Here is a 22,309-nt window from a genome sequence, read left to right as displayed (position 1 = left end):
AAAAGGAACCGACATGAAATACTTTAAAGGCAATGAGGAATTCTTCCCCGGCATCGGCAAGATTGAATTTGAAGGGGCCAAGTCGAAGAATCCCCTGGCGTTCAAGTGGTATAATCCCTCGCAGAAGGTCAACGGCGTCACGATGCGGGAATACCTCCGTTTTGCGGTCGCCTATTGGCATACGCTCTGTGGTGCGGGGGGGGATCCCTTTGGGCCGGGCACCAAGGTGTTCCCCTGGGACAAGCATGACAATGTGATGGATCGCAACCTGGCGCGCATGGATGCGGCCTTTGAGTTTATCAGCAAAATCGGGGCGCCCTTCTACTGCTTCCATGATACCGATGTGGTGGGGGATGGCTCGGTGTTTGAGATTGAGTCACGTCTCGCCGTGATGGTGGATGAGGCCAAGGCCCGCCAGAAGGCAACAGGGGTGAAATTATTGTGGGGAACCGCCAACGTATTCTCCAATGCGCGTTACATGAATGGCGCCTCAACCAATCCTGATTTTTCCGCGGTGGCGCATGCCGGCACCCAGGTCAAGAATGCCATTGATGCGACCATTGCGCTGGGTGGCGAAAACTACGTGTTCTGGGGCGGACGTGAAGGCTATATGTCGCTTTTTAATACCGACATGAAGCGGGAGAAGGAGCATCTGGGTACGTTCCTGACCATGGCGCGTGATTATGCGCGCAAGCAGGGGTTCCGTGGAAATTTCCTGATCGAGCCCAAGCCGAAAGAGCCGACCAAGCACCAGTATGACTTTGATTCCGAAACCGTTATTGGGTTCCTGCGTCATTTCGGGTTGGAAAAGGATTTCAAGGTCAATATCGAGGTGAACCACGCCATCCTGGCCGGTCACTCGTTCCCGCATGAGCTGCAGTGTGCGGCGGATGCCGGGATGCTGGGCAGTATTGATGCCAATAAGGGGGACTATCTAAGCGGCTGGGATACGGATGAATTTCCCACCAACCTCTACGAGGTGGCCGAGGCCATGCTGGTGATCCTCCCGGCGGGTGGGTTCGGCAAGGGTGGCGTCAACTTTGACGCCAAGACCCGCCGTAACTCGACGGAGGCATCTGATCTGTTTATCGCCCATATCGGGGGCATGGACGTCTTTGCGCGTGCCCTGTTGGTGGCCAGTCGCGTGTTGAAGGAGTCTGACTACCTGAGTCTGCGCAAGGCGCGTTACGCCTCGTTTGATACGGGTAAGGGGCGTGATTTCGAAAAGGGCAAGTTGACGCTCACCAGCCTGCGTGATTTTGCAAAGAAGACCGGTGAACCGGCCCAGATCAGTGGCCAGCAGGAACGGTTCGAGCAGATCATCAACGATTATATCTGATGTGGAGGCGTATTCATGAGCGATCTGTTTTTGGGATTGGATTCAAGTACGCAGAGCCTGTCTGTGGTGGTGGTGGATCTGTCGAAACGACAGGTCGTGCATGAAGCGTCTTTGAATTTTGATAAGACATTGCCGTCCTATGGTACGCAGAACGGGGTGTTGCGCAGTCAGGATCCCGCTGTGGTGCATGCTCCGCCCCTGATGTGGGTCGAAGCGCTGGATGTGCTCATGGCGCAATTGAAACAGGAGGGCGTGGCCCTCGGTGAGGTCCGGGCTGTGGCGGGCTCTGGCCAGCAACATGGGTCGGTCTATTGGAATGCCACGTTGCCGGGAGTGCTAGGCAATCTTGATCCCCGGAAATCGTTGAAAACCCAATTGGCTGCGTGTTTCTCAAGGCCCACCGCCCCGGTGTGGATGGACTCCTCAACCAGCCGTGAGTGTGCTGAAATCCAGGCGGCCCTGGGCGGCGGCCCTGCCATGGCGGAAGCCACCGGGTCAGCCGCGTTTGAACGGTTCACCGGACCCCAGATCCGTAAATTCTATAAAACTGAGCCCAACGCCTATAAGGCGACCACCGGGATCAGTCTGGTCAGTTCCTTTATGGCGTCAGTGCTGGCCGGGCGGGTAGCCCCCATTGATCATGGCGATGGGGCAGGAATGAACCTCATGGATATCCGCACGCGTCAGTGGCATGCCAAGGCGCTGGCGGCGACCGCGCCAGGCTTGAAACAGAAACTGCCACCCCTCGCCGAGCCATGGTCCCTCATGGGGAAAATCAGTCCCTATTTTTCCCAGAAATACGGGCTGAATCCGGATGCCCTGGCTGTGGTGTGGTCGGGCGATAATCCCTGTAGTGTGATCGGGACCGGTCTGGTGGAGGCCGGGATGGTGGCGATCAGTCTGGGGACAAGCGACACCTATTTCGGGACCATGGCGGAATGTCATACGGATCCGCGCGGGGAGGGGCATGTGTTTGTCTCGCCGACCGGTGACTATATGACGCTGATCTGCTTCAAGAATGGCTCGCTGGCGCGTGAAAAAGTCAGGGATGCCTATGGGTTGGACTGGAGCGGATTTGCTGCCGCACTGGCGTCAACTTCACCCGGCAACGGGGGGGGGCTGATGTTGCCCTGGTTTGAACCGGAGATTGTCCCCCGGGTATTGACGCCCGGAGTTCACCGCCTCAACCTGGACGCGACCCATGCAGCGGCCAACTGTCGTGCCGTGGTGGAAGCGCAGATGATGAGCATGAAGCTGCACTCCGAGTGGATGGGCATTCATCCCACCTCGATCCGTGCCACCGGGGGCGGGGCCAGGGAGCGTGAAATCCTACAGGTGATGGCCGATGTGATGGGTTGCCCGGTGCACCAGTTTGAGGTGTCAAAGACGGCGGCGCTGGGGGCGGCGTTACGGGCGGCACAGGCCTGGCAACTCGCGAGCGGCAAGCCGGTGGCCTGGGCTCAGATCGCGGCCGGATTCACAAATACCAAGACGGCGGGAAGTGTTCAGCCGGCGCCTGATTCGGCCGCCATCTATGCCGCGCTCCTGCCTCAGTACGCTGAGTTTGAAGCCAAGGTGTTACGTGCTAGTAAATAGCCGATAACCTGCTATTGTCTCCTCCTTTTTAGGAGAACATTATGGGTTTAAGCATTGGTATAGTCGGGCTGCCGAACGTCGGTAAGTCCACGATTTTTAACGCGCTGACACGGGCTCAAAACGCCGAAAGCGCCAATTATCCGTTTTGCACGATTGAGCCGAATAAAGCGGTGGTCCCGGTGCCCGACCCACGGCTGGCGGTGCTTGCCAAAATCAGTCACTCCCAGAAAAACGTCTACGCCACGGTCGATTTCGTGGATATCGCCGGACTCGTCAAGGGCGCCAGTCAGGGGGAGGGATTGGGGAATAAGTTCCTCATGAATATCCGGGAGACGGATGCCCTGCTTCATGTCGTCCGTTGCTTTAATGACGAAAATATCGTTCATGTCGACGGAGCGGTGGATCCGGTTCGTGATATCGGTGTGATTGAGACTGAATTGATCCTCGCCGATTATCAGGCCGTCGAGACCCGTGTTGCCCGGTTGGGCAAACAGCTCCGGGGGGATAAGAGTGTCCAGGCTTCCCTGGATGTTTCCAAGTTGCTGTTGGAGCATCTCGGGGCCGGTAAAATGGCCGTGGAATTTGAGGATCATAAAACCGATGCCGCGGTCCTGATGTTCAAGGAGTGTCCGCTTCTGACCGATAAGAAGATGATTTACTGCTGCAACGTCGATGAGGCGGGGCTGCAGGAGGATAATGACTTTGTCAAGTATGTCCGCCAGCATGCCGCCTCCCGCAACTCTGAGGCCGTCAAGATTTGCGCCAAGATGGAAGAGGATCTGAATGGCATGACGGAGGCCGAACGGATCGAGTTCCTGAAGGAGTATAAGGTGGTGGAAAGCGGGCTCGACCAGATCGTCCACACCGGCTATCACGCGTTGGGGCTGATCAGCTTTTTGACCTCGGGTCCGAAGGAGGTTCACGCCTGGCCCATTCATCGCGGCTGGAAGGCCCCCCAGGCGGCGGGTGTGATTCATACGGACTTCGAGCGGGGCTTCATTCGGGCCCAGGTGATTTCCTACAAGGATTTTGTCGAATTCGGCGGGGAAGCCGCCTGCCGGGCCAAAGGCCTGTTACGGGTCGAGGGCAAGGAATATGAAGTCAAAGACGGGGATGTAATCGAATTCCTGTTTAATGTCTAATACCCCTCACCTCAATCCTCTCCCCCAAGGGGAGAGGAGGCCGACCGGGTAATGAATTTCCCTAAAGTGGCAGCGGCGTCCCGCCGCTGATTGATCAGCAGCAAGGCATACGCTCACAAACCGGCTGCAGTAATCCAGGTTTGGGCGAGTAGGGCATGGCCAGCCGCACTAGGGTGACAGCCATCGGAGGTCCAGTTCACCGTTGAATACTCGGCCAGCATGCGTTTCTGGGTTTCCCGTACGGGCACGTAGACGCCTTTGTAGGCGACGGCCAGCTCTTTGACCAGGGCGGCGCGTTCGTCCAGATGCCGGTTAAATTCCGCGTCCTGGTTGTTCTCAATGGCAGAAGGGCTGACCAGGAAGAACCGGGTGATGCCGGCGGCCACGGCTTGATCCAATAACTTGATGTAATTGGCCTTGAATTCCGGGAAGGGGATGAAGGTCTGCCCCATCCATTCCCCGCGCAAGCGCCAAACGTCGTTCACCCCGATCATGATCGAGAGCACATCAGGGCGAAGGTCGAGGCAGTCGGTTTTCCAGCGCGCAAGCAATTCCACGGTGCGATCGCCTCCGTTTCCGCGGTTGATGATGCGATACCTGCGCCCGGGATATTTGCCTGCCAGGATGCCGGGGATCATGGACACATACCCTCCGCCGAGGCCGTCGGCAGAGCCGATCCGCCCTGCATCCGTAATGCTGTCGCCCTGGAAAAGAATTAAATCGCTTTCGCTTAGTGCCTTCATCATTTGGATACTCCGATTAATTTGTTTGGCATTCAACGTGCCGATGGACCTTTACAAGATTTGGAAACTTAAAAGGGGGTGCTGAAAATGTCAAGACATCCACCGGTAACCTTGTTCGTCGTAATGGTCTAACGCGTCGATGCGGCTATCCAAATCCTGGTCAATGAAAGCGCCTTGAAAGGGGCCGGTATTGACTCTCTGAACCTGGGAAATCAACTATGGCGAGAAAAAAATATAGCGTAAGTTGCTTGTGTGGATTGACTTAAGACAAGTCCAGCCGGCTAGACTGCAGATCGGATTCAGTCGCAAGCGATTCAGGGATCTGTTTGCGATACCTGGCCTATCCCCGTCATCGCCCATTGGACGCCCCGCCCGCACGTAGGCGCGGACCTTGTGAATCGCCTTATCCGGTCCCTGTCGTCACGCCGCCGTCATCATGTTAGGTTCCCTGTGGGAGGGGCGCTACGCGCCGCGACAGGCGCAACTGGGTGCCTGGACCGGACAAGTCGCCGCGCATAGCGCGCCTCCCACAAGAGGAACAATCAAGTCAATGGGGAGGTGGTGCCAACTTCATTCCCCGATAATCTTGACCAGTACCCGTTTCCGTCGCTTGCCGTCAAACTCACCGTAGAAGATTTGTTCCCACGGTCCCGCATCAAGCTTACCATTGGTCACAGCCATAACAACCTCACGTCCCATGATCTGTCGTTTCAGGTGTGCGTCAGCATTATCCTCATAACCGTTGTGGGCGTATTGGGAATGGGGTTTTTCGGGGGCAAGTTTCTCCAGCCATTTTTCGAAGTCGGAATGAAGGCCGGCCTCATTGTCGTTCACAAACACGCTGGCGGTGATATGCATGGCATTTACCAGGACCAGACCTTCCTTGATGCCGCTTTCCTGCAGGCACTCTTCAACCTGCGGGGTGATGTTGACATAGGCCCGTCGTGTCGGGGTGTTAAACCAGAGTTCTTTACGGTATGACTTCATGCTCTTCTCCCTTAACTTCGCCTGATGATTAACGATTCAGCGTAAAGTTCATCCGGTACTGGTAAATTCATCAATATATGAGTAAGGTTATTGGTTATTGGGGAAAACGGCAAAATTCAGGATCAGGAAAAATCAGAAATGGCACGGCGGGAATCGCGGGTGAATATTACGGATTTCCGAATAACTGATAACAAGTAACCAATAACCGGCGTCCCTATGGGACGCCGGTATCCAGTAATCAGGAATAAAAAATATGCACCCAATGCTAAAACAAATTCTAGGTAGCAGTATCGGCATCATGGCGGCAGTAGCCATGGCGGCGGATGGGCCCGCCCTGAAACCGCGTGTCCTCGTCGACTTCGAGGATGCCCGGGCGGTCAAGCTCAGTGCCGATCAAGCTCAGGTAGCCCGCGTTCCGTCTCAGGGAGGACAGGCATTACAGATTACCACTGATGCCAAGGCCGACTGGCCGGGGGTGCTGATTGAACCACGTGAGGGCGCATGGGATTTGGGTGGTTACGATGCAGTGGAAATGGAGGTCCGGAATCTGGAGGACGTTCCGGTGCGGGTGCTCCTGAGTGTCAACAATCCGGGTGCCGACGGCGAGAAGCACTGCAACGTTGCGTCCGTCACGGTGTCGGAACAAGGCAAGGCCGTGTTGGTTGTCCCCTTCGGAATGTGGCACGGGGCATCCGGTCATCCGCTGGATCTGAAAAAGATTGTCTCAGTACGTGTGCTGCTGGACCGGGCCGGCCGGTCGCACCGGTTTGAAGTCGATACCATTCGCGCGGTCTGTGTGGACCGGGTGGACCTCGGGAAGACGATGGCGGATCCTTTTTTTAAGCGACTCACGCCGGTGCCAGGCCGGGGAGTGAATCTGGGTAATGCGTTGGAAGCCCCAAAAGAAGGCGGGTGGGGCGTGACGCTCAAGGAGTCGTACTTCGAGCAGATCAAGGAGGCCGGGTTTGATTCTGTGAGAATTCCCGTGCGCTGGTCGGCGCATGCCGGAACCACTCCGCCGTACCGCATTGATCCGGAATTTTTCGACCGGGTGGACTGGGCGGTTCACCACGCGCTGAAACGCGGGTTGCATACAGTGCTGAATATGCACCACTATAACGAGATTTTCGAGCAACCGGCGGCCCATCGGGATCGGTTTCTGGCCCTCTGGAAGCAGATCGCTGAGCACTACAAGAATGAGCCGCCTGAATTGTATTTTGAACTTTTGAATGAGCCTAGCGGCAAACTGCTGTCCGATAAGTGGAACCGGTTGCTGGCCGAAACGTTGCCGGTGGTGCGGGCCTCAAATCCTACCCGGGAGATAGTGGTCGGGCCTGTGAGCTGGAATAGCATCAGCGAGTTGAAGACCCTGACCCTGCCGGAGCAGGACCGCCACCTGATCGTCACCGTTCACTACTACAATCCGTTTGAGTTCACGCACCAAGGGGCTGACTGGGTCGGGGAGCAGTCGAAGAAATGGCTGGGGACCCGTTGGACCGGGACGGCGGTTGAGCGGCAGGCGATCGAGCATGATTTCGACATCGCCATTGACTGGGCGGTTACACATCGCCGGCCCTTGTATCTGGGGGAATTTGGTGCGCTGAGCACCGCCGATATGGAGTCACGGGTGCGCTGGATAAGGTGTGTGGCTGAGGCGGCCGACAAACGGAAAATGGGCTACACCTATTGGGAGTTCTGTTCAGGTTTCGGTCTTTACAACCCTGTCACCGATCGCTGGATCCAGCCGCTGAAAGAGGCTTTGGTGCCAACCGTCCGGAAGTGAAACTCGGGGATAAGGTGTTCGATTTCATGGCCGATATGTGAGGTCGTGATTGAGGCTTGAATTTCCGCAGGTCATCCCGCATCTTATCCGGCACGAGTTGAGACTATTTAAATCTATAAGGAGTGGTCATGGAAATGAATAACGAAGGGCGCAAAATCCGTTGGTATGAAGTGATGTATGTGATTGTGCTTCTGGGGCTGTTGGCCTGGAGCGTCTTCTTCATGAATCCCCATAAGGTGGCCGTAGTGGATGTCGACCGCGTATTCAAGGATGTCGGCGCGCTCCAGAAGATCGAGAAGGAACGCATCAAGTTGGACTCCTTTGTGAAAGCCACCCAATTGCTGCAGGCCTATAAGGCCCGCATGAAATCCCTTCAGGACAAGCTGGCGGACGCCAAGACTCCCGCTGATAAGGAGAAAATCGCCGCCTCGATGAAGGCCGGGGACGAGCAATTCAGCCAGAGCATTGCCCCTTTGCAGGGTGCCCTTCAGCAGTTTGACAACCTGGCGGTGGCGTCCTTCCGGAAACGGTTGGGACAATTCATCAACCAGGTTGCTTTGAAGCGTGGGGCGGATGTGGTGCTGACCACGGGGCCCAACCTTCCTTATTTTAAAAACAAGGTGGATATGACTGAGGACGTCGTGAATGCGTCCAAGGATTTCTTCGCCAAAGATATGCCCGTGATCGACCCTGCGTTTGAGGCCGCGCGCGCCAAGCGCTAAAAGGCTGTAAGGCGCATGGAACGACACCATCGGGGTAAGGGGAAGAAACGACTTCTCGGCAGTCACCAGAAGTGCTGGATCTGGGGCCGTAATTCGATTGTGGAGACCCTGGCGGCGGGCCGATGGGAGATTTCTGATCTCTATCTGTCCCGCCTCCTCCCTGCCGAGCCGTTGGCTCAGGCGCAGGCTCTGGCCGCCCGTCAGCACCTCACTCCCATCATTGCTGAACCGGATGAATTAACCCGGCTTTGCCACACCAGCGAACATCAGGGCTACCTGGCGCGCATGACGGAGTTTCCTTATGCGGAGGAGGCCGCCGTGATGGCGTCACTGCCGACCTCGCCCTTTTGCATCATCCTGGATGGGGTCCAGGATCCCTATAACTTTGGCGCCATTATCCGGTCCGGTGAGATCTTTGGTGCCCATGCCCTGTTTATTGCGGACTCAGGTCAGGTCGGGGTCACCAGTATGGTCGTCCGCAGCTCCGCCGGGGCGGTGAACCGCTTGCCGATTGTCAGGGTGCCGGATTTGGGAGCTCTGGTGGACCGTTTGAAAGCCAAAGGGGTCAAGGTGGTGGCGGCCAGCGAAAAAGCGGCCGGCCCCATCATGGATTACAATTTCAGGCAGGGGATTTCGATTGTGATCGGGAATGAGGGGGTGGGGCCCGGAACTCAGCTTTTGCAACACTGTGATGATACCGTGAGCATTCCGCAGACCGGCCGGATCGATTCCTTGAATGCCGCTGTGGCCGCCGGGATCTTTTTCTACGAAGTCCGCCGTCAACGCAGGTGACCCGGGTCAGCCGCCGCGCGCCTGCTCCCGGTAATGGCGTGGGCTCATCTTGAAGTGATGTTTGAATTGCACGGAGAAATGCAGGGCATCCTCGTAGCCTAGCGATGCCGCGATTTGCTTGAACGGTTCGCCCGTGTTCACCACCAGATTTTCGGCCATGATCATGCGCTGTTGAATGCAATACTGGATCGGAGAGAAGCCCGTGTGCTCCTGGAATAGCCGGGTGCAGTGTCGAACCGATAGTCCCGAGGCCCTCGCAATCTCCTGGAGATGAACCGGGCGATGCACACTGGTCTGCACAAAATCCATCGCCTGACGAAGGCTTTCCGGACAGTCTTCTGACAAGCCTTCCCCGCAGGATATCAGGATATCCCAGGCAAGTCGTGATGCTTCACGGAGGAAGCCGGTTTTCTTTTCGGCCAGACAGTGATTGGCCCTCCTGAAGAGGGACATGGTCAACGGGAGGTTGCGTGGTTTGACGGAATCAATACCTGTCAGACGTAAGGAGATCAGGATGGCGTCCATCGCCGCCCCTTCCAGAATAAGCGACCGTTTATGCAGGACGCCTTCACTGCCCGTTTGGAACAGTTGGCTGCTTCCCTTATGCGCAATAAAGAGGGTACCCCGTTCCGCCACACCCCGGCGGCCATCCTGTTCGAAGATGGCATTGCCGAAGGTGACCAGACTGAGGGAGACATTGGGCCGGTCTTGTCTGGTAAAGTTGTCCTCAGGGCCCCAGCGTGAAACAATCGCCGCCGAGATCCGTAGTGGCGGTTCAAATTCACCTCTTGCACCTGCATGGACACATATCCGTTCCTTGAATTTCTGGGTCCGTTTATTCATCTGTATTGGCTAGAATATACATATATTTGGCCAGTTATCAAATGGACATTTTGTCGATAAAAGAGGTAAAGTTTCAAGAGTCATTAATGATTGCAGCTTAATCCTGCAGGATCAGACGGGCTTTGACATATTAAAAAAAAGAGATCGTTTTGGCAATTTATTCTATTAATCCGTGAGGGTGACCAATTCATGAAGAACGTGAGAATGGGTGTCATTGGAGTCGGTGTGATGGGGCGGGGCCACCTGGCAAACATTGCGAAGGCCAAACAGGTGGAGTTGACCGCCGTCTGTGATGTGATTGCAGAGCGGGCGAATGAGGCGGCCACCACTTATGCGTGTGCGGCTTATACTGATCACCAGGCATTGCTCAGGGCCGGGGTGTGTGATGCGGTTCTGATTGCGACCCCCCACTATGCGCATACCACGGTCGGGATTGATGCCTTGAAGGCCGGGCTGCATGTGCTGGTGGAAAAGCCGATCTCGGTTCACAAGGCGGATTGTGAGCGTCTGCTGGCCGCCTATAAAAACAAACGGCAGGTATTTTCCGCCATGTTTAATCAGAGGACGGATCCCCTTTACCGCAAGATCAAGCATATGATTGAGCAGGGTGAGTTGGGGCAGCTGGACCGGATCACGTGGATCATCACCGATTGGTTCCGGACCCAGAGTTACTATGATGCGGGCGAGTGGCGCGCCACCTGGGCCGGCGAGGGCGGGGGCGTGCTGTCGAATCAGGCGACTCATAATCTGGATCTGTGGCAATGGATGTTTGGCATGCCCGACCAGGTGCGGGGGTTCTGCAAAATCGGGCGCAAGCACAACATCGAAGTTGAGGACGAGGTGACGGCCTATCTGGAGTACAAGAACGGCAGCTCGGGGGTGTTCATCACGTCCACCGGTGAAGCGCCGGGAACCAATCGGCTGGAAATTATCGGGGAGCGCGGGAAGCTGGTCAGTGAGAATGGTGGCCTGAACTTCATCCGCAATGAGGTTTCCACCAATGACGTCCTGAAGCATTCGCCTGAAAAATATGACCGCCCTGCGGTCTGGAACATTCAGATGGCCATGCCTGATCAGGGGCCGCAGCATGCCGGGATTCTTCAGAATTTCATTGATGCCATCATCTCGGGCACCAAGCTGATTGCGCCGGCCGTGGAGGGGATCCGGGCGGTAGAACTTGGCAACGCGATCTTGTATTCCTCCGATACCGGCAAGACCGTGGAACTGCCATTGAATGCGCAAGCCTATGAGCGCATGTTAAAAAAGAAGATCAAAGAATCACGAATCAAGTAGCCATATTAAATGGAGGGCGCCGCTCTGTCGGCGCCGGGTTTTAAGAAAAGGACATTATGACTATCAAAAACGTAAGACTGGGTGTTGTGGGTATTGGAGGAATGGCGGGGTTGCATTTAGGGAATCTCTCCAAAACTAAAAATGTGGAGCTGGTGGCCGTCTGTGATGTCGTCAAAGATCGGGCGGAGGCTGCGGCGGCCACCTATAAATGTGCGGCGTTCACCGATCACAAGGCGTTGTTGAAGGCCAAGATCTGTGATGCCGTACTCATTGTCACTCCCCATTATGCGCACACCACCATCGGGATTGACGCCTTGAAGGCCGGGTTGCATGTGCTGGTGGAAAAGCCGATTTCGGTGCATAAGGCGGATTGTGAACGATTGATTGCGGCCCATCAGAAGAAGGGGCAGATCTTTGCCGCCATGTTCAATCAGCGTACCGATCCCCATTACCGGAAGATCAAGGAAATGCTGAAACGTGGGGATCTGGGAAAATTAGATCGTATTACGTGGGTCATCACGAACTGGTTCCGCACTGAAAGTTATTATGCCTCCGGCGGCTGGCGTGCCACCTGGGCCGGTGAAGGTGGCGGCGTGTTGCTGAACCAATGCCCGCATAATCTGGATCTCTGGCAATGGCTGTTTGGCATGCCTGATCGCGTGCGGGGCTTTTGCAGCATCGGTCGCAAACACAACATCGAAGTCGAAGACGAAGTGACGGCGCATCTGGGTTACAATAACGGTTGCACCGGGGTGTTCATCACATCCACCGGCGAAGCCCCCGGGGTGAACCGGCTTGAGATTGCCGGCGAGCATGGGCGGTTGACCTTGGAAGACAATGAGCTGCGATTTATCCGTACGGAAGTGTCGGTCAGCGATTTTCTGCGGGACTCTCCGGAGAAATTCGGCACACCCCCCGTCTGGAATGTCCAGATCCCCGTCACCGGCAATGGCGGCCAGCATGCCGAGGTGCTACAGAATTTCATTGATGCCATCGTGTCCGGTACCCCTTTGATCGCGCCGGCGAAAGAGGGCATCAAATCCGTCGAACTAGGCAACGCCATGTTGTATTCGTCGGAAATCGGCAAGACGGTGGAGATGCCCCTGTCAGGGGCGGCGTATGAGCGCATGCTGAAAAAGAAGATCAAGGAGTCGCGGTTCGTCAAGGTAACCCGTGAAGTGGCTCAACAGGATATGAGCAAATCAGTCAAGTAACAGGAGTACCCCATGTTGTATCTAACCGGTTTTGCAGATGAAGCGTCCAAAGGCATCGAAGGCCAGATCAAGGCCACCCGGGAATTGGGCTGGACGAATATTGAATCCCGTAATGTGAACGGAACGAATATTCATGATCTGTCCGACGCTGACTTCGACCGTGTGGCGGGACAATTGAAGGAGGCGGGCATCACGATCAACTGTTTCGGCTCGGCGGTTGCCAATTGGGCCAAGCTGATTACCGACCCGATGGATTCCTCCCTGGCTGAGACCCGGCGCGCCATCCCCAGGATGCAGCGGCTGGGGGCCAAGTTGATCCGTATCATGAGCTTTGCCGTCTTAAAGGATCGTGCGCCGGATGATCAAATGGAGGCTGAACGCTTTCGTCGATTGCGCGAGCTGGTGGCCCTGTTCACTGATGCCGGGATCACGCCGGTGCATGAGAACTGCATGAACTACGGGGGCATGGGCTGGTCCTACACCCTGCGCATGCTGGAGAATGTGCCCGGACTCAAGCTCGTTTTTGATACGGGCAACCCGGTGTTTACTCCCGATTACGCCAAACCCAAGCCCTGGCCACGCCAGTCGGCCTGGGAGTTCTATTCCCATGTGAAAGACCATGTGGCGTATATTCACATCAAGGATGGGATCTGGGATGAGGCTGGTCAAAAACAGATCTTCACGCATGCCGGCGAAGGTCAGGGCGATGTCCGCCGTATTTTGAAAGATCTCCTGTCTCGTGGCTATGAGGGCGGGATCTCCATTGAGCCGCATCTGGCGGTCGTCTTCCATGACGATAAAATCACCACCTCGGAAGCCATCATGTACAACAACTACGTTGAATACGGCCGGCGCGTTGAGCGGATGATTGCCGATGTGAAGGCTGAGCTGAAATGAGTTACACCCCCGCTGGTGAGCGGTATGCCGGGATGATCTACAACCGCTGCGGGCGTAGCGGGGTGAAACTCCCTGCGATTTCGTTGGGCTTGTGGCAAAACTTCGGTGAAGAACAGTCTTATCAAAATGGGCGCGCCCTGCTTGCGGCCGCGTTTGATCTGGGGATCACGCACTTCGATCTGGCCAACAATTACGGTCCGCCTCCCGGTGCCGCGGAGCGGCTGTTCGGCACCCTGCTGGCCCGCGATTTCCGGCCCTGGCGCGATGAAATGATCATCTCGACCAAGGCTGGCTACAACATGTGGCCGGGACCATATGGCGAATGGGGTTCCCGCAAAAGTCTGCTAGCGAGTCTGGATCAGAGCCTCGGGCGCATGGGGCTCGAGTATGTGGATATCTTTTATCATCACCGGCCCGACCCGGAGACGCCCCTCGAGGAAACCATGGGGGCGCTGGACACGGCCGTTCGCCAGGGTAAGGCCCTGTATGCCGGTATTTCAAATTATCCTGCGGATCAGGCGCGTCAGGCCACCCGGATCCTGCGTGCCCTCGGGACCCCCTGCCTGATTCATCAGCCCCGTTATAATTTATTCGACCGTGCGATCGAAAAAGAACTGCTTGCGGTTGCAGCGGAGGAAGGATTCGGGGTCATTCCGTTTTCACCCCTGGCGCAGGGATTGCTCAGCGGGAAATACCGGACTGGTATCCCCGCCGATTCGCGTGCCGGCCGGGGCAGCCCGTTTCTGCCGAAAGACCGGGTGTCCCATGACCTGATGGCCAAAGTGGAAAAACTGGAGCGCCTGGCGAAAGCCCGCGGGCAGACGCTGGCCCAGATGGCCTTGGCCTGGGTGCTGCGTGACCCGCGGGTCACATCTGCCCTGATCGGGGCCAGCCGTCCTGACCAGCTCAGGGAAAATGTGGCGGCTCTTGAGCAGCGCACCTTCACTCCCGAAGAGCTTACCGCTATTGAGGCCGCCGTTTCGTAGTGCGGTTCCACTTGCTTCTGGTGCCCCAAACGTCATAATGACCTCAAACGGATGTGTTGAGAGGGAGGTTCATTATGGCGGAAACCAAACCTGATGAGACGGTTGAGGTAATGGGACAGGAACCCGGGCATCGACCGGACACGAAGACGATCATGCCGACCCGGTTTGTATTCCCGAATACCCTGCCGGTCATGCCGTTGATGACTCGCCCGCTATTTCCAAAAATGATGGTGCCGCTCAGCATTGATGATGCGGCCCTCAAGGAAATGCTGACGGCGACGGCGGAGTCATCCTCCAAGTTCATTGGCCTCGTTCTGGCCAGGAACGGCGAGGAGGAAGCGGAACGCCATATTCCCCGGCGTGCCTCTGAACTTTATGAAGTGGGCGTCATTGCCGAAATCCTGCAGATCAGTCAGCCTTCTTCCGATTCACCCCTGCAGCTGATGGTGGGCGTTCTGGACCGGTTCAGGATCAAGAATGTGATTTCCGAGGACCCGTATATCGTGGTCAGTCCCGATTATGTCGTCGAAACGGAAATGTCGGACAACGATGAACTTCGTGTTTATTCATTGTCCATAATCACGGCGATCAAGGAACTGCTGCAGTTAAATCCGCTCTTCAAGGAGGAGCTCAATCTCTTCTTGAACCGTTCCAATATCAAGGAACCGGGCCGGCTGGCTGATTTTGCCGCCGCGATGACGACGGCCACGGGGAAAGACCTTCAGGACGTATTGGAGGCGTTCGGGATCCGTGTCCGGATCGAGAAGGTCCTGTTGCTGCTTAAGAAGGAAATTGATATCTCCCGCCTGCAGGTGAAAATCAACAAGCAGATTGAGGAGAAAGTCAACAAGCAGCAGCGTGATTTCTTTTTGCGGGAACAGCTCAAGGCGATCAAGAAAGAGCTGGGTCTGGTCAAGGAAGGCAAGGAAACCGAGCTGGATGAATTCAAGGAACGCCTGAGCAAGTTGACCCTGACGGATGAGGCCAAGGAGCGGATTGACGAGGAAATGAATAAACTCGGGATCATGGAGCCCCACTCGCCGGAATTTACCGTTAGCCGTAACTATGTGGATTGGCTGACCTCATTGCCCTGGGGTGTATTCAGCAAGGATAGTTACGACATCAAGAAAGCGGGTTCCATCCTGAATACCGATCACTATGGCCTGGAAGACGTCAAGGATCGCGTTCTGGAGTTCCTCTCGGTCGGGATTCTCAAGGGGAATATTTCCGGTTCCATTATCTGTTTTGTCGGGCCGCCCGGGGTGGGAAAGACCTCCATCGGGCAATCCATTGCCCGTAGTATCGGACGCCAATTCTACCGGTTTTCGGTCGGCGGCATGCGCGACGAAGCCGAAATCAAGGGCCACCGCCGCACTTACATTGGGGCGATGCCGGGAAAATTCCTGCAGGCGATCAAGGTCTGCAAAACCCAGAATCCCGTGATCATGCTGGATGAGGTGGATAAGATCGGGGCCAGCTATCACGGGGACCCGGCTTCGGCGTTGCTGGAGGTGTTGGATCCGGAACAGAACAAGGACTTCCTCGATCATTATCTGGATGTGCGTTTCGATTTGTCCAATGTGCTTTTCATCTGCACGGCCAACCAGCTCGACACTATCCCTGCGCCGTTGCTGGACCGCATGGAGGTGATCAAGCTGGCCGGATATATCCTGGAGGAGAAACTCCAGATTGCCCGCAAATTCCTGATTCCCAAGCAGCTGAAAGCGCACGGATTGCAAGCGAAGCAACTGGTGATTGATGACCCGGCCCTGAAGGAGATGATTGACGGGTATGCCCGTGAGCCGGGCGTACGCGGCCTGGAAAACCATATCAAGAAGCTGTGTCGCAAGGCGGCCAAACAGATCGTTGAGAAAAAGGTGCAGCGCGTTGAGGTGAATCTCAAGGGGGTGGTTACGCTTCTGGGCAAGCGGCTGTTCTCCGAGGCCGATCCCTACAAGAAGCCGAGGGTAGGGGTGGTGATGGGACTGGCCTGGACGGCGATGGGCGGGTCGACTTTATATATCGAGGCGACGCAGGTGGAATCCAAGACCCCGGGACTCAAACAGACGGGGCAGCTGGGCAGTGTGATGGTGGAATCTTCTGAAATCGCCTACACCTATGTCCGGTCATTTCTGACGGGCAATGCGAAGGCCAAAGCGTTCTTTGAGAAGAATTTCATTCATCTCCATGTGCCGGCAGGGGCCACGCCCAAGGATGGTCCCTCGGCAGGCATCACCATGGCGACCGCGTTGTATTCCCTGGCCATCCAGAAGCCGATCCGGGCGCATTATGCCATGACGGGCGAATTGACATTGACCGGCTTTGTCCTGCCCATCGGGGGATTGAAGGAAAAGACCATTGCGGCCAAACGGGCGGGAGTGAATGATTTGATTTTCCCCAAGGAGAATCAAAAAGACTTCGAGGAATTACCCGCACATATCCGCAAGGGCTTGAAGCCGCATTTCGTGGCGACGTTCAAAGACGTGGTGAACCTGTGCTTCAAAGCGAAACCCCTCGTCAAAAAAACGGGTGCAAAGCGGCGGAAGTAAGCCCGACCGCTTGAAAGCCGCTTCTTGATTTGGTGGCGTGAAGACGTATAATGCGGCTTTTCTTACGAGTGAATGTGACCCAGGAGAGTAATCATGAAGAAAGTACTGATTCCAACCAAACTTGATAAAGTGGCCCAGGAGTTGTTGAAGGCAAACGGGCATTACGAGGTTTTCCAAGATGACAGCGGTGATATTTCGGCCTTATGCGCGCAGCATCCGGATGCCTATGCCCTGATTGTCCGCAGCGAGGCCGTGACGGCTCAGCTGATGGAGGTGCTGCCCAAGCTCAAGGTCGTGATTCGGGCTGGCGCCGGGTATAACACCATTGATATCAAATATGCCCGCAAGAAAGGCGTGGATGTCATGAACACGCCGGGGGCCAATTCCAATGGGGTTGCCGAGGAAGTCATTGCGCTCATGCTGGCGGATGCCCGCCATCTGATCAAAGCCGATGCCTCTTGCCGGGCGGGTGACTGGGAGAAAAAGGCTTTCATGGGACGTGAGGTGGCTGGCAAGACGGTGGGCATTGTCGGCTTGGGCAATATCGGGCGCCTGGTAGTGACGCGACTGTCGGGCTTCGGTTGCAAATTCCTCGGGTATGATCCCTTGATCTCTCCGGAACGTGCCGCGCAGATGGATGTGGAACTGGTCGACCTGGAAACCCTCTTCTCCAAGTCGGATTATGTGTCGCTTCATATTCCCGAGACGCCTGAAACGAAGAAACTGATCAGCACCAAACTTCTGGGATTGATGAAGAAAGGGGCGACCATCATCAATTGCGCCCGCGCGGGGGTGATTGATGAAGAGGCGCTTCGCAAGCTCAAGGCGGAAAAAGGACTGCGTTTCCTGAACGATGTCTATCCCAAGGATGAGGCGGGTCCGAAATCGGTGGCTGATATTGCCGATATTATGGTCCCCCATCTCGGCGCAAGCACGAAAGAAGCTAACTTGATGGCGGCCAAACGGGCGGCCGAACAGCTGATTGAGCTGGATGAGAAGGGCATGACCTCGTATATCGTCAATCGCGATATCCCCGAGGGTCTGGATCAGGCGTACTGTGACCTTGCCAATACGATTGCCCGGGTGGCCGGTCTGGCTTTGGGCAAGGAAACGAACCTGAAGCAGATTGAGACCAGCTGTTACGGTGCGCTGAAACCGTTTAGGGGCTGGTTGATTGTTCCCGTGGTATCCGCACTTTGGAAAGAAATCGACTGTTCGATGGACTCCAAGGCGGCTGAGAAATTCCTGGAAGGCCGCGGGGTGACCTATCAGAGCCGGGATACCGATGATCGCAAGGGGTTTGCCAGTTCCATGACCATAGATTTGACGGGGTCACTAGACGTGTCCACGCTGCGTCAGGTGAGTGTGCGGGGAACCGTGGCTGAGGGGACCGTGATGATCTCCCGTATCAACCAGTTCGAGAAGCTCTACTTCGAACCCAAGGGGCATGTGGTCTGCTTCCAGTACAAGGACCGTCCGGGTGTGGTTGGCCACATTGGCGCGGCGCTGGCGGAGGCGAAGCTGAATATTGAGGACGTGCGGCATTCGCATCACCCCCAGACGGATCAATCCCTGGCGATCTTCCGGCTTAATGCGCCAGCCAGCAAGGAGCTGGTTAAGAAGCTGGCGACGGATCTGGGCGCAGGCATGGCCTTCGGGGCAACGCTGTAGGCAGTTGGCAGTAGGCAACACGCAGTAAACAGAATTTCACTGCTCACTGTTCACTATCTTCCTCGGGCATCAGCATGGCATTGCTGAATTCGTTCATGAAGTCGGGATCAAGGGAGAGATCCACATGACGGACTTTGTCGAGGAATGAAGCGGCGGTGCGTTTTTCGCAGGTCGACAGGAGTGCGCGCTTGGCGCCAAACGAGGCGGTATTCCCCACAAACCTGATTTTACTGCAGGGAATGGGGGGAAGCATTCCGATCCGTCTGGCATGATTGCGCCTGATGAAATTACCAAACCCTCCGGCGAGGAGGATGGCGTCCAGCTGGTCCGGCTCAAGCCCCGCGTTTTTCAGGAGGATATTGATGCCTGCGCGAATGGCAGCGTTCGCTAACTGAAGCTCCCGGATATCCCGCTGATAGAGCAACAAGGGTGAGCCGGTAGCCGAGTCATCGGCTGAGACCAGGAGGAAATGGGTTTCGCCGTTCTCTTCAACAAGCCTTGCGCGAAGGGCGGGGGACAGCATGGGCGGAGCCTCGGCAGGAGTCAGAATCCGTCCGGTAAACTCAAGGATTCCCAGACGCAGTAGTTCTGCCGCGACGTCAATCAGGCCGCTCCCGCAAATGCCCGAAGGCTTTGTATTCCCGATGACGTTCAGGCGGACATCCCCATCCAGGATAACTTTTTCGATGGCGCCGTGGGTCGCACGCATCCCGTGGGTGATACGGGCGCCTTCAAAGGCGGGGCCTGCGGCGACCGAGGTGGCCAGCAGATTTCCCTGATGGGCCAGTACAATTTCGCCATTCGTTCCAATGTCCACCAGGAGGGTCGGGCCGGTGGCCTGGTCAAGGCGGGTGGCTAGAATGCCTGCCGTAGTGTCGCCTCCCACGAATCCGCCGATTTGAGGAAAAACATAGAATTTGGCGCGGGGATGAATGTGCAGCTGGAGAGGGGTGGCCTCGCCTTCCAAAGCCTCGCGGAAGGCCGGCATAAAGGGCATTTCTCCCAAGGCGGACGGGTTGATGCCGCAGAGGATTTGCTGCATGGTCGTGTTACCGGCGAACACCACCTCGTAAATACGATCGGGGGAAATCCGGGTTTTCAGGGCCAGGTCATCAATGAGTTTATTGACCCCCTCCAGGACGGCGGAGTGAAGCTGGGCAAGTCCAGCGGGCTCACTTCGGCATTTCTGGATGCGCGCGACCACATCATCCCCGAATGAGGTTTGCGGATTCACGCAGGCCTCTACGGCGACATCTTCGCCGGTGGTCAAATTCACCAGGGTGCCGACCAGTGTAGTGCTGCCGATGTCGAACGCCACCCCGAAACAGTCAGGGGTGGTATCGCCCGGTTCAATCGCAATTAACTCTCCGTCCACCTGCACGGTGGTCACTCGGTACCCCGAAGAGCGGAGCACATCAGGCAGCTGTTGCAGAGCGGAGAGGGAGACCGGGCCGTTGCCGATGACCTCCCTCAAACGCTCCAGGTCAGACCCTCCATCATGCTGCCCCGGGGGGGGGAGTTGAATATACGTCTTGATGACGCGCGGGGTGACCGTCATGTGGCCGCCGACATCGGTGGTCAGGATTTGCTGGTCCGACTGAAACAGAGAGGAGGCCGGGATTTCAATTGTGAGCGGCCCGGTGACCCGGGCCAGACAGGCGAGCCGGAATCCCTCGGTGGTGCGGATCTCACCGAGTACGGCGGCCTCCGAGGGAGTAGGAGGGCATTTGCCGTGGCGGATGCGGATGATACATTTCCCGCATTTCCCCGCTCCCCCGCAGGGCGTGTGGATAATAAAGCCGGCGCGGGCGGCTACTTCCAGGAGAATGGTGCCCGGCAGGGCATATACTGTCCGTCCTGACGGTTCGAAAATGACTTTGACTTCTTTTTGAATCATGCTGAATCCCTGCGACGAATTGGTGAAAACGTTACAGGAAAGCCTCGTGGATGGCAAACCGTGTCTGTTCAAGCTTAGGCTTGTAAGGGGTGGGGTCGCCATTTATCATAGGCCCGATGAAAGCAAACACCGCCTTGAAGATTGCGATTTTAGGTTCCGGCAAAGGGAGTAATGCCCAGGCAATTTTTGATGCCATTGCGGAGGGACGTTTACAAGCCCGGGTGGTTTGCGTTCTGTCTGATGTTGAAAATGCCTTTATTCTGGAGCGGGCGCGCCAGCAAGGCCTCGCGGCTGAATATGTCAGTGCCGCGCCCTACAGGACGAAACTGGACGGCGAGGGAGAGTCCAGATATCTGGAAGCCCTGCGCCGCTATGGCGCTGACGTAGTCGTTCTGGCGGGGTTCATGCGAATCATCAAGGGGGGGCTGTTATCCGCTTTCCCGAACCGGATCATCAATCTTCATCCGGCGTTGTTGCCGGCATTCCCTGGCATGGAATCCTGGACGCAGGCCCTTGCATATGGAGCCAAGGTGGCCGGATGTACGGTTCACTTCGTGGATGCCGGTACCGATACCGGGCCAATCATTTTACAGAAAGTGGTGCCGATCCTGGATGAGGACATTCCTGAAACGTTGCATGCCCGCATCCAGGAGCAGGAGCATCTTGCCTTGCCTGAGGCGCTCGGGTTGTTGTCGGAGGGCCGTCTTCAGGTCGATGGGCGGCGGGTCCGTTTGAGACCATCGGCCCCGCTCATAAGATAATGATGGACGACAGACCCCTCCTTCCCCTAGTATCCACCCGCTTTTACCCAGAATGCGCAGGGGTTACGGATGAAAGGCATGAATATGAAAAAATTGATATTAGGTTTACCTAAAGGCAGTCTTCAGGACTCCACGTTTGCCATGTTTCAGAAGGCCGGCTTCAAGGTGTCAGTGGGATCCCGTTCCTATCTGCCCAACGTCGATGATCCTGAAATTGAAGGGCGCCTGATCCGGGCCCAGGAAATCAGCCGTTATGTTGAGCTGGGGGTTCTGGATGCCGGGATCACCGGATATGACTGGATTCAGGAAAATGGTTCGGATGTTCATGAGGTGGCTGACCTGATTTATGCCAAGCAGGGGATGCGCCCCGTGCGTTGGGTGTTGGCGGTTCATAATGACTCTACCGTCAAGTCCGTCAAAGATTTGCAGGGGAAGCGGATTGCGACCGAAGCCGTCGGGCTCACGAAGCGGTATCTTGCCCAGCATGGGGTGGAGGCCGAGGTCGAGTTTTCCTGGGGGGCCACGGAAGTAAAGGTTCCGGAATTGGTGGACGCCATAGTCGAGTTGACTGAAACCGGATCCTCCTTGCGCGCTAATAACCTGCGTATTGTGGATGTGGTATTGCAGTCTACGACGAAGTTCATTGTCAACAAAACCGCATGGAAAGATGAATTCAAGCGGGCGAAAGTGGAACAGATTGCCATGCTGTTGCAAGGGGCGTTGGCCGCCGAGTCGCGGGTGCTGCTAAAGATGAACGCCCCTGTGGATAAAGTGGACGCTGTGTCCAAGATCCTGCCGGCCTTGCACGCCCCGACGATCAATCATTTGAGCACGAATGGCTGGGTGGCCATTGAGTCAGTAGTCGAGGAGAAGATTGTCCGGGAGATTATTCCGGAATTGAAACGAGTCGGCGCTGAAGGCATAATCGAGTTGCCTTTGAACAAAGTAATCCGATAAACTTCAAATTTAAGTAGTTGGTTAACGTAAAGGAGCATACTGTGGGTTCTATCAAGAAAAAACGCCGGTCTAAAATGTCGAAGCACAAATACAAGAAACGCATGAAGGCCCTGCGGCATAAGAACAAGTAAGGCAGG

The 22,309-nt window shown here is 56.1% G+C and carries 19 protein-coding genes; 15 read left to right on the top strand and 4 right to left on the bottom strand.

Translation table 11 applies throughout. The features are described 5' to 3' along the window. The first annotated feature begins 13 nt into the window (after positions 1 to 13). Genes xylA through ychF form a run of 3 tightly spaced genes read left to right on the top strand, consistent with a single transcriptional unit; the run spans position 14 to position 4,077 of the window. Positions 14 to 1,339, top strand: coding sequence for a xylose isomerase (xylA, locus tag WCS52_15435; protein MEI6168575.1), 1,326 nt, complete (start codon positions 14 to 16; stop codon positions 1,337 to 1,339). A gap of 15 nt (positions 1,340 to 1,354) precedes the next feature. Further along, positions 1,355 to 2,935: an FGGY family carbohydrate kinase gene (locus tag WCS52_15430; GenBank protein MEI6168574.1), complete on the top strand. Its 1,581-nt coding sequence runs from the start codon at positions 1,355 to 1,357 to the stop codon at positions 2,933 to 2,935. A 41-nt stretch (positions 2,936 to 2,976) separates the two neighbouring features. Further along, positions 2,977 to 4,077 carry a redox-regulated ATPase YchF gene (ychF, locus tag WCS52_15425; protein ID MEI6168573.1) on the top strand — a complete coding sequence of 367 codons (1,101 nt, stop codon included), beginning with the start codon at positions 2,977 to 2,979 and terminating at the stop codon, positions 4,075 to 4,077. Positions 4,078 to 4,190: 113 nt separating this feature from the next. On the opposite strand, the gene WCS52_15420 is transcribed toward ychF, so the two are convergent. Both WCS52_15420 and WCS52_15415 read right to left on the bottom strand, forming a co-directional pair. Further along, positions 4,191 to 4,823 carry an SGNH/GDSL hydrolase family protein gene (locus tag WCS52_15420; GenBank protein ID MEI6168572.1) on the bottom strand — a complete coding sequence of 211 codons (633 nt, stop codon included), beginning with the start codon at positions 4,821 to 4,823 and terminating at the stop codon, positions 4,191 to 4,193. Between the two features lie 567 nt (positions 4,824 to 5,390). Next, a complete protein-coding gene (locus tag WCS52_15415; protein MEI6168571.1) occupies positions 5,391 to 5,807 on the bottom strand; it encodes a secondary thiamine-phosphate synthase enzyme YjbQ in 417 nt (138 codons plus the stop codon). 253 nt (positions 5,808 to 6,060) lie between these two features. Between WCS52_15415 and WCS52_15410 the strand changes: the two genes are divergently transcribed. The 3 genes from WCS52_15410 (at position 6,061) to WCS52_15400 (ending at position 9,104) form a co-directional block, all read left to right on the top strand. Beyond that, the gene (locus WCS52_15410) at positions 6,061 to 7,590 is read left to right on the top strand and encodes a glycoside hydrolase family 5 protein (protein MEI6168570.1); all 1,530 of its coding nucleotides are present in this window, start codon (positions 6,061 to 6,063) and stop codon (positions 7,588 to 7,590) included. A gap of 128 nt (positions 7,591 to 7,718) precedes the next feature. Further along, positions 7,719 to 8,312, top strand: a complete 594-nt coding sequence (locus tag WCS52_15405; GenBank protein ID MEI6168569.1) for an OmpH family outer membrane protein — start codon at positions 7,719 to 7,721, stop codon at positions 8,310 to 8,312. A gap of 15 nt (positions 8,313 to 8,327) precedes the next feature. Then, complete coding sequence (locus tag WCS52_15400) at positions 8,328 to 9,104, top strand: RNA methyltransferase (GenBank protein MEI6168568.1); 777 nt, start codon at positions 8,328 to 8,330, stop codon at positions 9,102 to 9,104. Between the two features lie 6 nt (positions 9,105 to 9,110). Here WCS52_15400 and WCS52_15395 read toward each other — a convergent pair whose 3' ends face one another. Next, on the bottom strand, positions 9,111 to 9,947 hold the full coding sequence (locus WCS52_15395) for an AraC family transcriptional regulator (protein MEI6168567.1): 837 nt from the start codon (positions 9,945 to 9,947) through the stop codon (positions 9,111 to 9,113). Positions 9,948 to 10,136: 189 nt separating this feature from the next. Here WCS52_15395 and WCS52_15390 point away from each other — a divergent pair, with 189 nt between their 5' ends. From WCS52_15390 to WCS52_15365, 6 genes are all read left to right on the top strand, one after another. After that, on the top strand, positions 10,137 to 11,240 hold the full coding sequence (locus WCS52_15390; GenBank protein MEI6168566.1) for a Gfo/Idh/MocA family oxidoreductase: 1,104 nt from the start codon (positions 10,137 to 10,139) through the stop codon (positions 11,238 to 11,240). Between the two features lie 56 nt (positions 11,241 to 11,296). After that, entirely contained in the window at positions 11,297 to 12,454 is a 1,158-nt protein-coding gene (locus tag WCS52_15385) for a Gfo/Idh/MocA family oxidoreductase (GenBank protein ID MEI6168565.1), read from the top strand. 12 nt (positions 12,455 to 12,466) lie between these two features. Then, entirely contained in the window at positions 12,467 to 13,351 is an 885-nt protein-coding gene (locus tag WCS52_15380; GenBank protein MEI6168564.1) for a sugar phosphate isomerase/epimerase family protein, read from the top strand. Continuing rightward, a complete protein-coding gene (locus WCS52_15375) occupies positions 13,348 to 14,337 on the top strand; it encodes an aldo/keto reductase (GenBank protein MEI6168563.1) in 990 nt (329 codons plus the stop codon). The genes WCS52_15380 and WCS52_15375 overlap by 4 nt, the downstream gene beginning before the upstream one ends. A 74-nt stretch (positions 14,338 to 14,411) precedes the next feature. Continuing rightward, the gene (gene lon, locus WCS52_15370; GenBank protein ID MEI6168562.1) at positions 14,412 to 16,886 is read left to right on the top strand and encodes an endopeptidase La; all 2,475 of its coding nucleotides are present in this window, start codon (positions 14,412 to 14,414) and stop codon (positions 16,884 to 16,886) included. A 93-nt stretch (positions 16,887 to 16,979) separates the two neighbouring features. Further along, entirely contained in the window at positions 16,980 to 18,557 is a 1,578-nt protein-coding gene (locus WCS52_15365; protein MEI6168561.1) for a 3-phosphoglycerate dehydrogenase family protein, read from the top strand. Positions 18,558 to 18,600: 43 nt separating this feature from the next. On the opposite strand, the gene WCS52_15360 is transcribed toward WCS52_15365, so the two are convergent. Further along, positions 18,601 to 20,454: an ASKHA domain-containing protein gene (locus WCS52_15360; GenBank protein MEI6168560.1), complete on the bottom strand. Its 1,854-nt coding sequence runs from the start codon at positions 20,452 to 20,454 to the stop codon at positions 18,601 to 18,603. Between the two features lie 116 nt (positions 20,455 to 20,570). Between WCS52_15360 and purN the strand changes: the two genes are divergently transcribed. From purN to WCS52_15345, 3 genes are all read left to right on the top strand, one after another. Then, on the top strand, positions 20,571 to 21,215 hold the full coding sequence (gene purN, locus WCS52_15355) for a phosphoribosylglycinamide formyltransferase (GenBank protein MEI6168559.1): 645 nt from the start codon (positions 20,571 to 20,573) through the stop codon (positions 21,213 to 21,215). A gap of 69 nt (positions 21,216 to 21,284) precedes the next feature. After that, a complete protein-coding gene (gene hisG, locus WCS52_15350) occupies positions 21,285 to 22,172 on the top strand; it encodes an ATP phosphoribosyltransferase (GenBank protein MEI6168558.1) in 888 nt (295 codons plus the stop codon). A gap of 41 nt (positions 22,173 to 22,213) precedes the next feature. Beyond that, positions 22,214 to 22,303: an AURKAIP1/COX24 domain-containing protein gene (locus tag WCS52_15345; GenBank protein ID MEI6168557.1), complete on the top strand. Its 90-nt coding sequence runs from the start codon at positions 22,214 to 22,216 to the stop codon at positions 22,301 to 22,303. Positions 22,304 to 22,309 lie beyond the last annotated feature (6 nt).

This window comes from bacterium (assembly GCA_037128595.1).
In the GTDB taxonomy this organism is placed as follows: domain Bacteria; phylum Verrucomicrobiota; class Kiritimatiellia; order CAIKKV01; family CAITUY01; genus JAABPW01.
The sequence above is the reverse complement of the archived record's forward strand: the minus strand, read 5'-3'. Positions and strand labels throughout refer to the sequence as shown.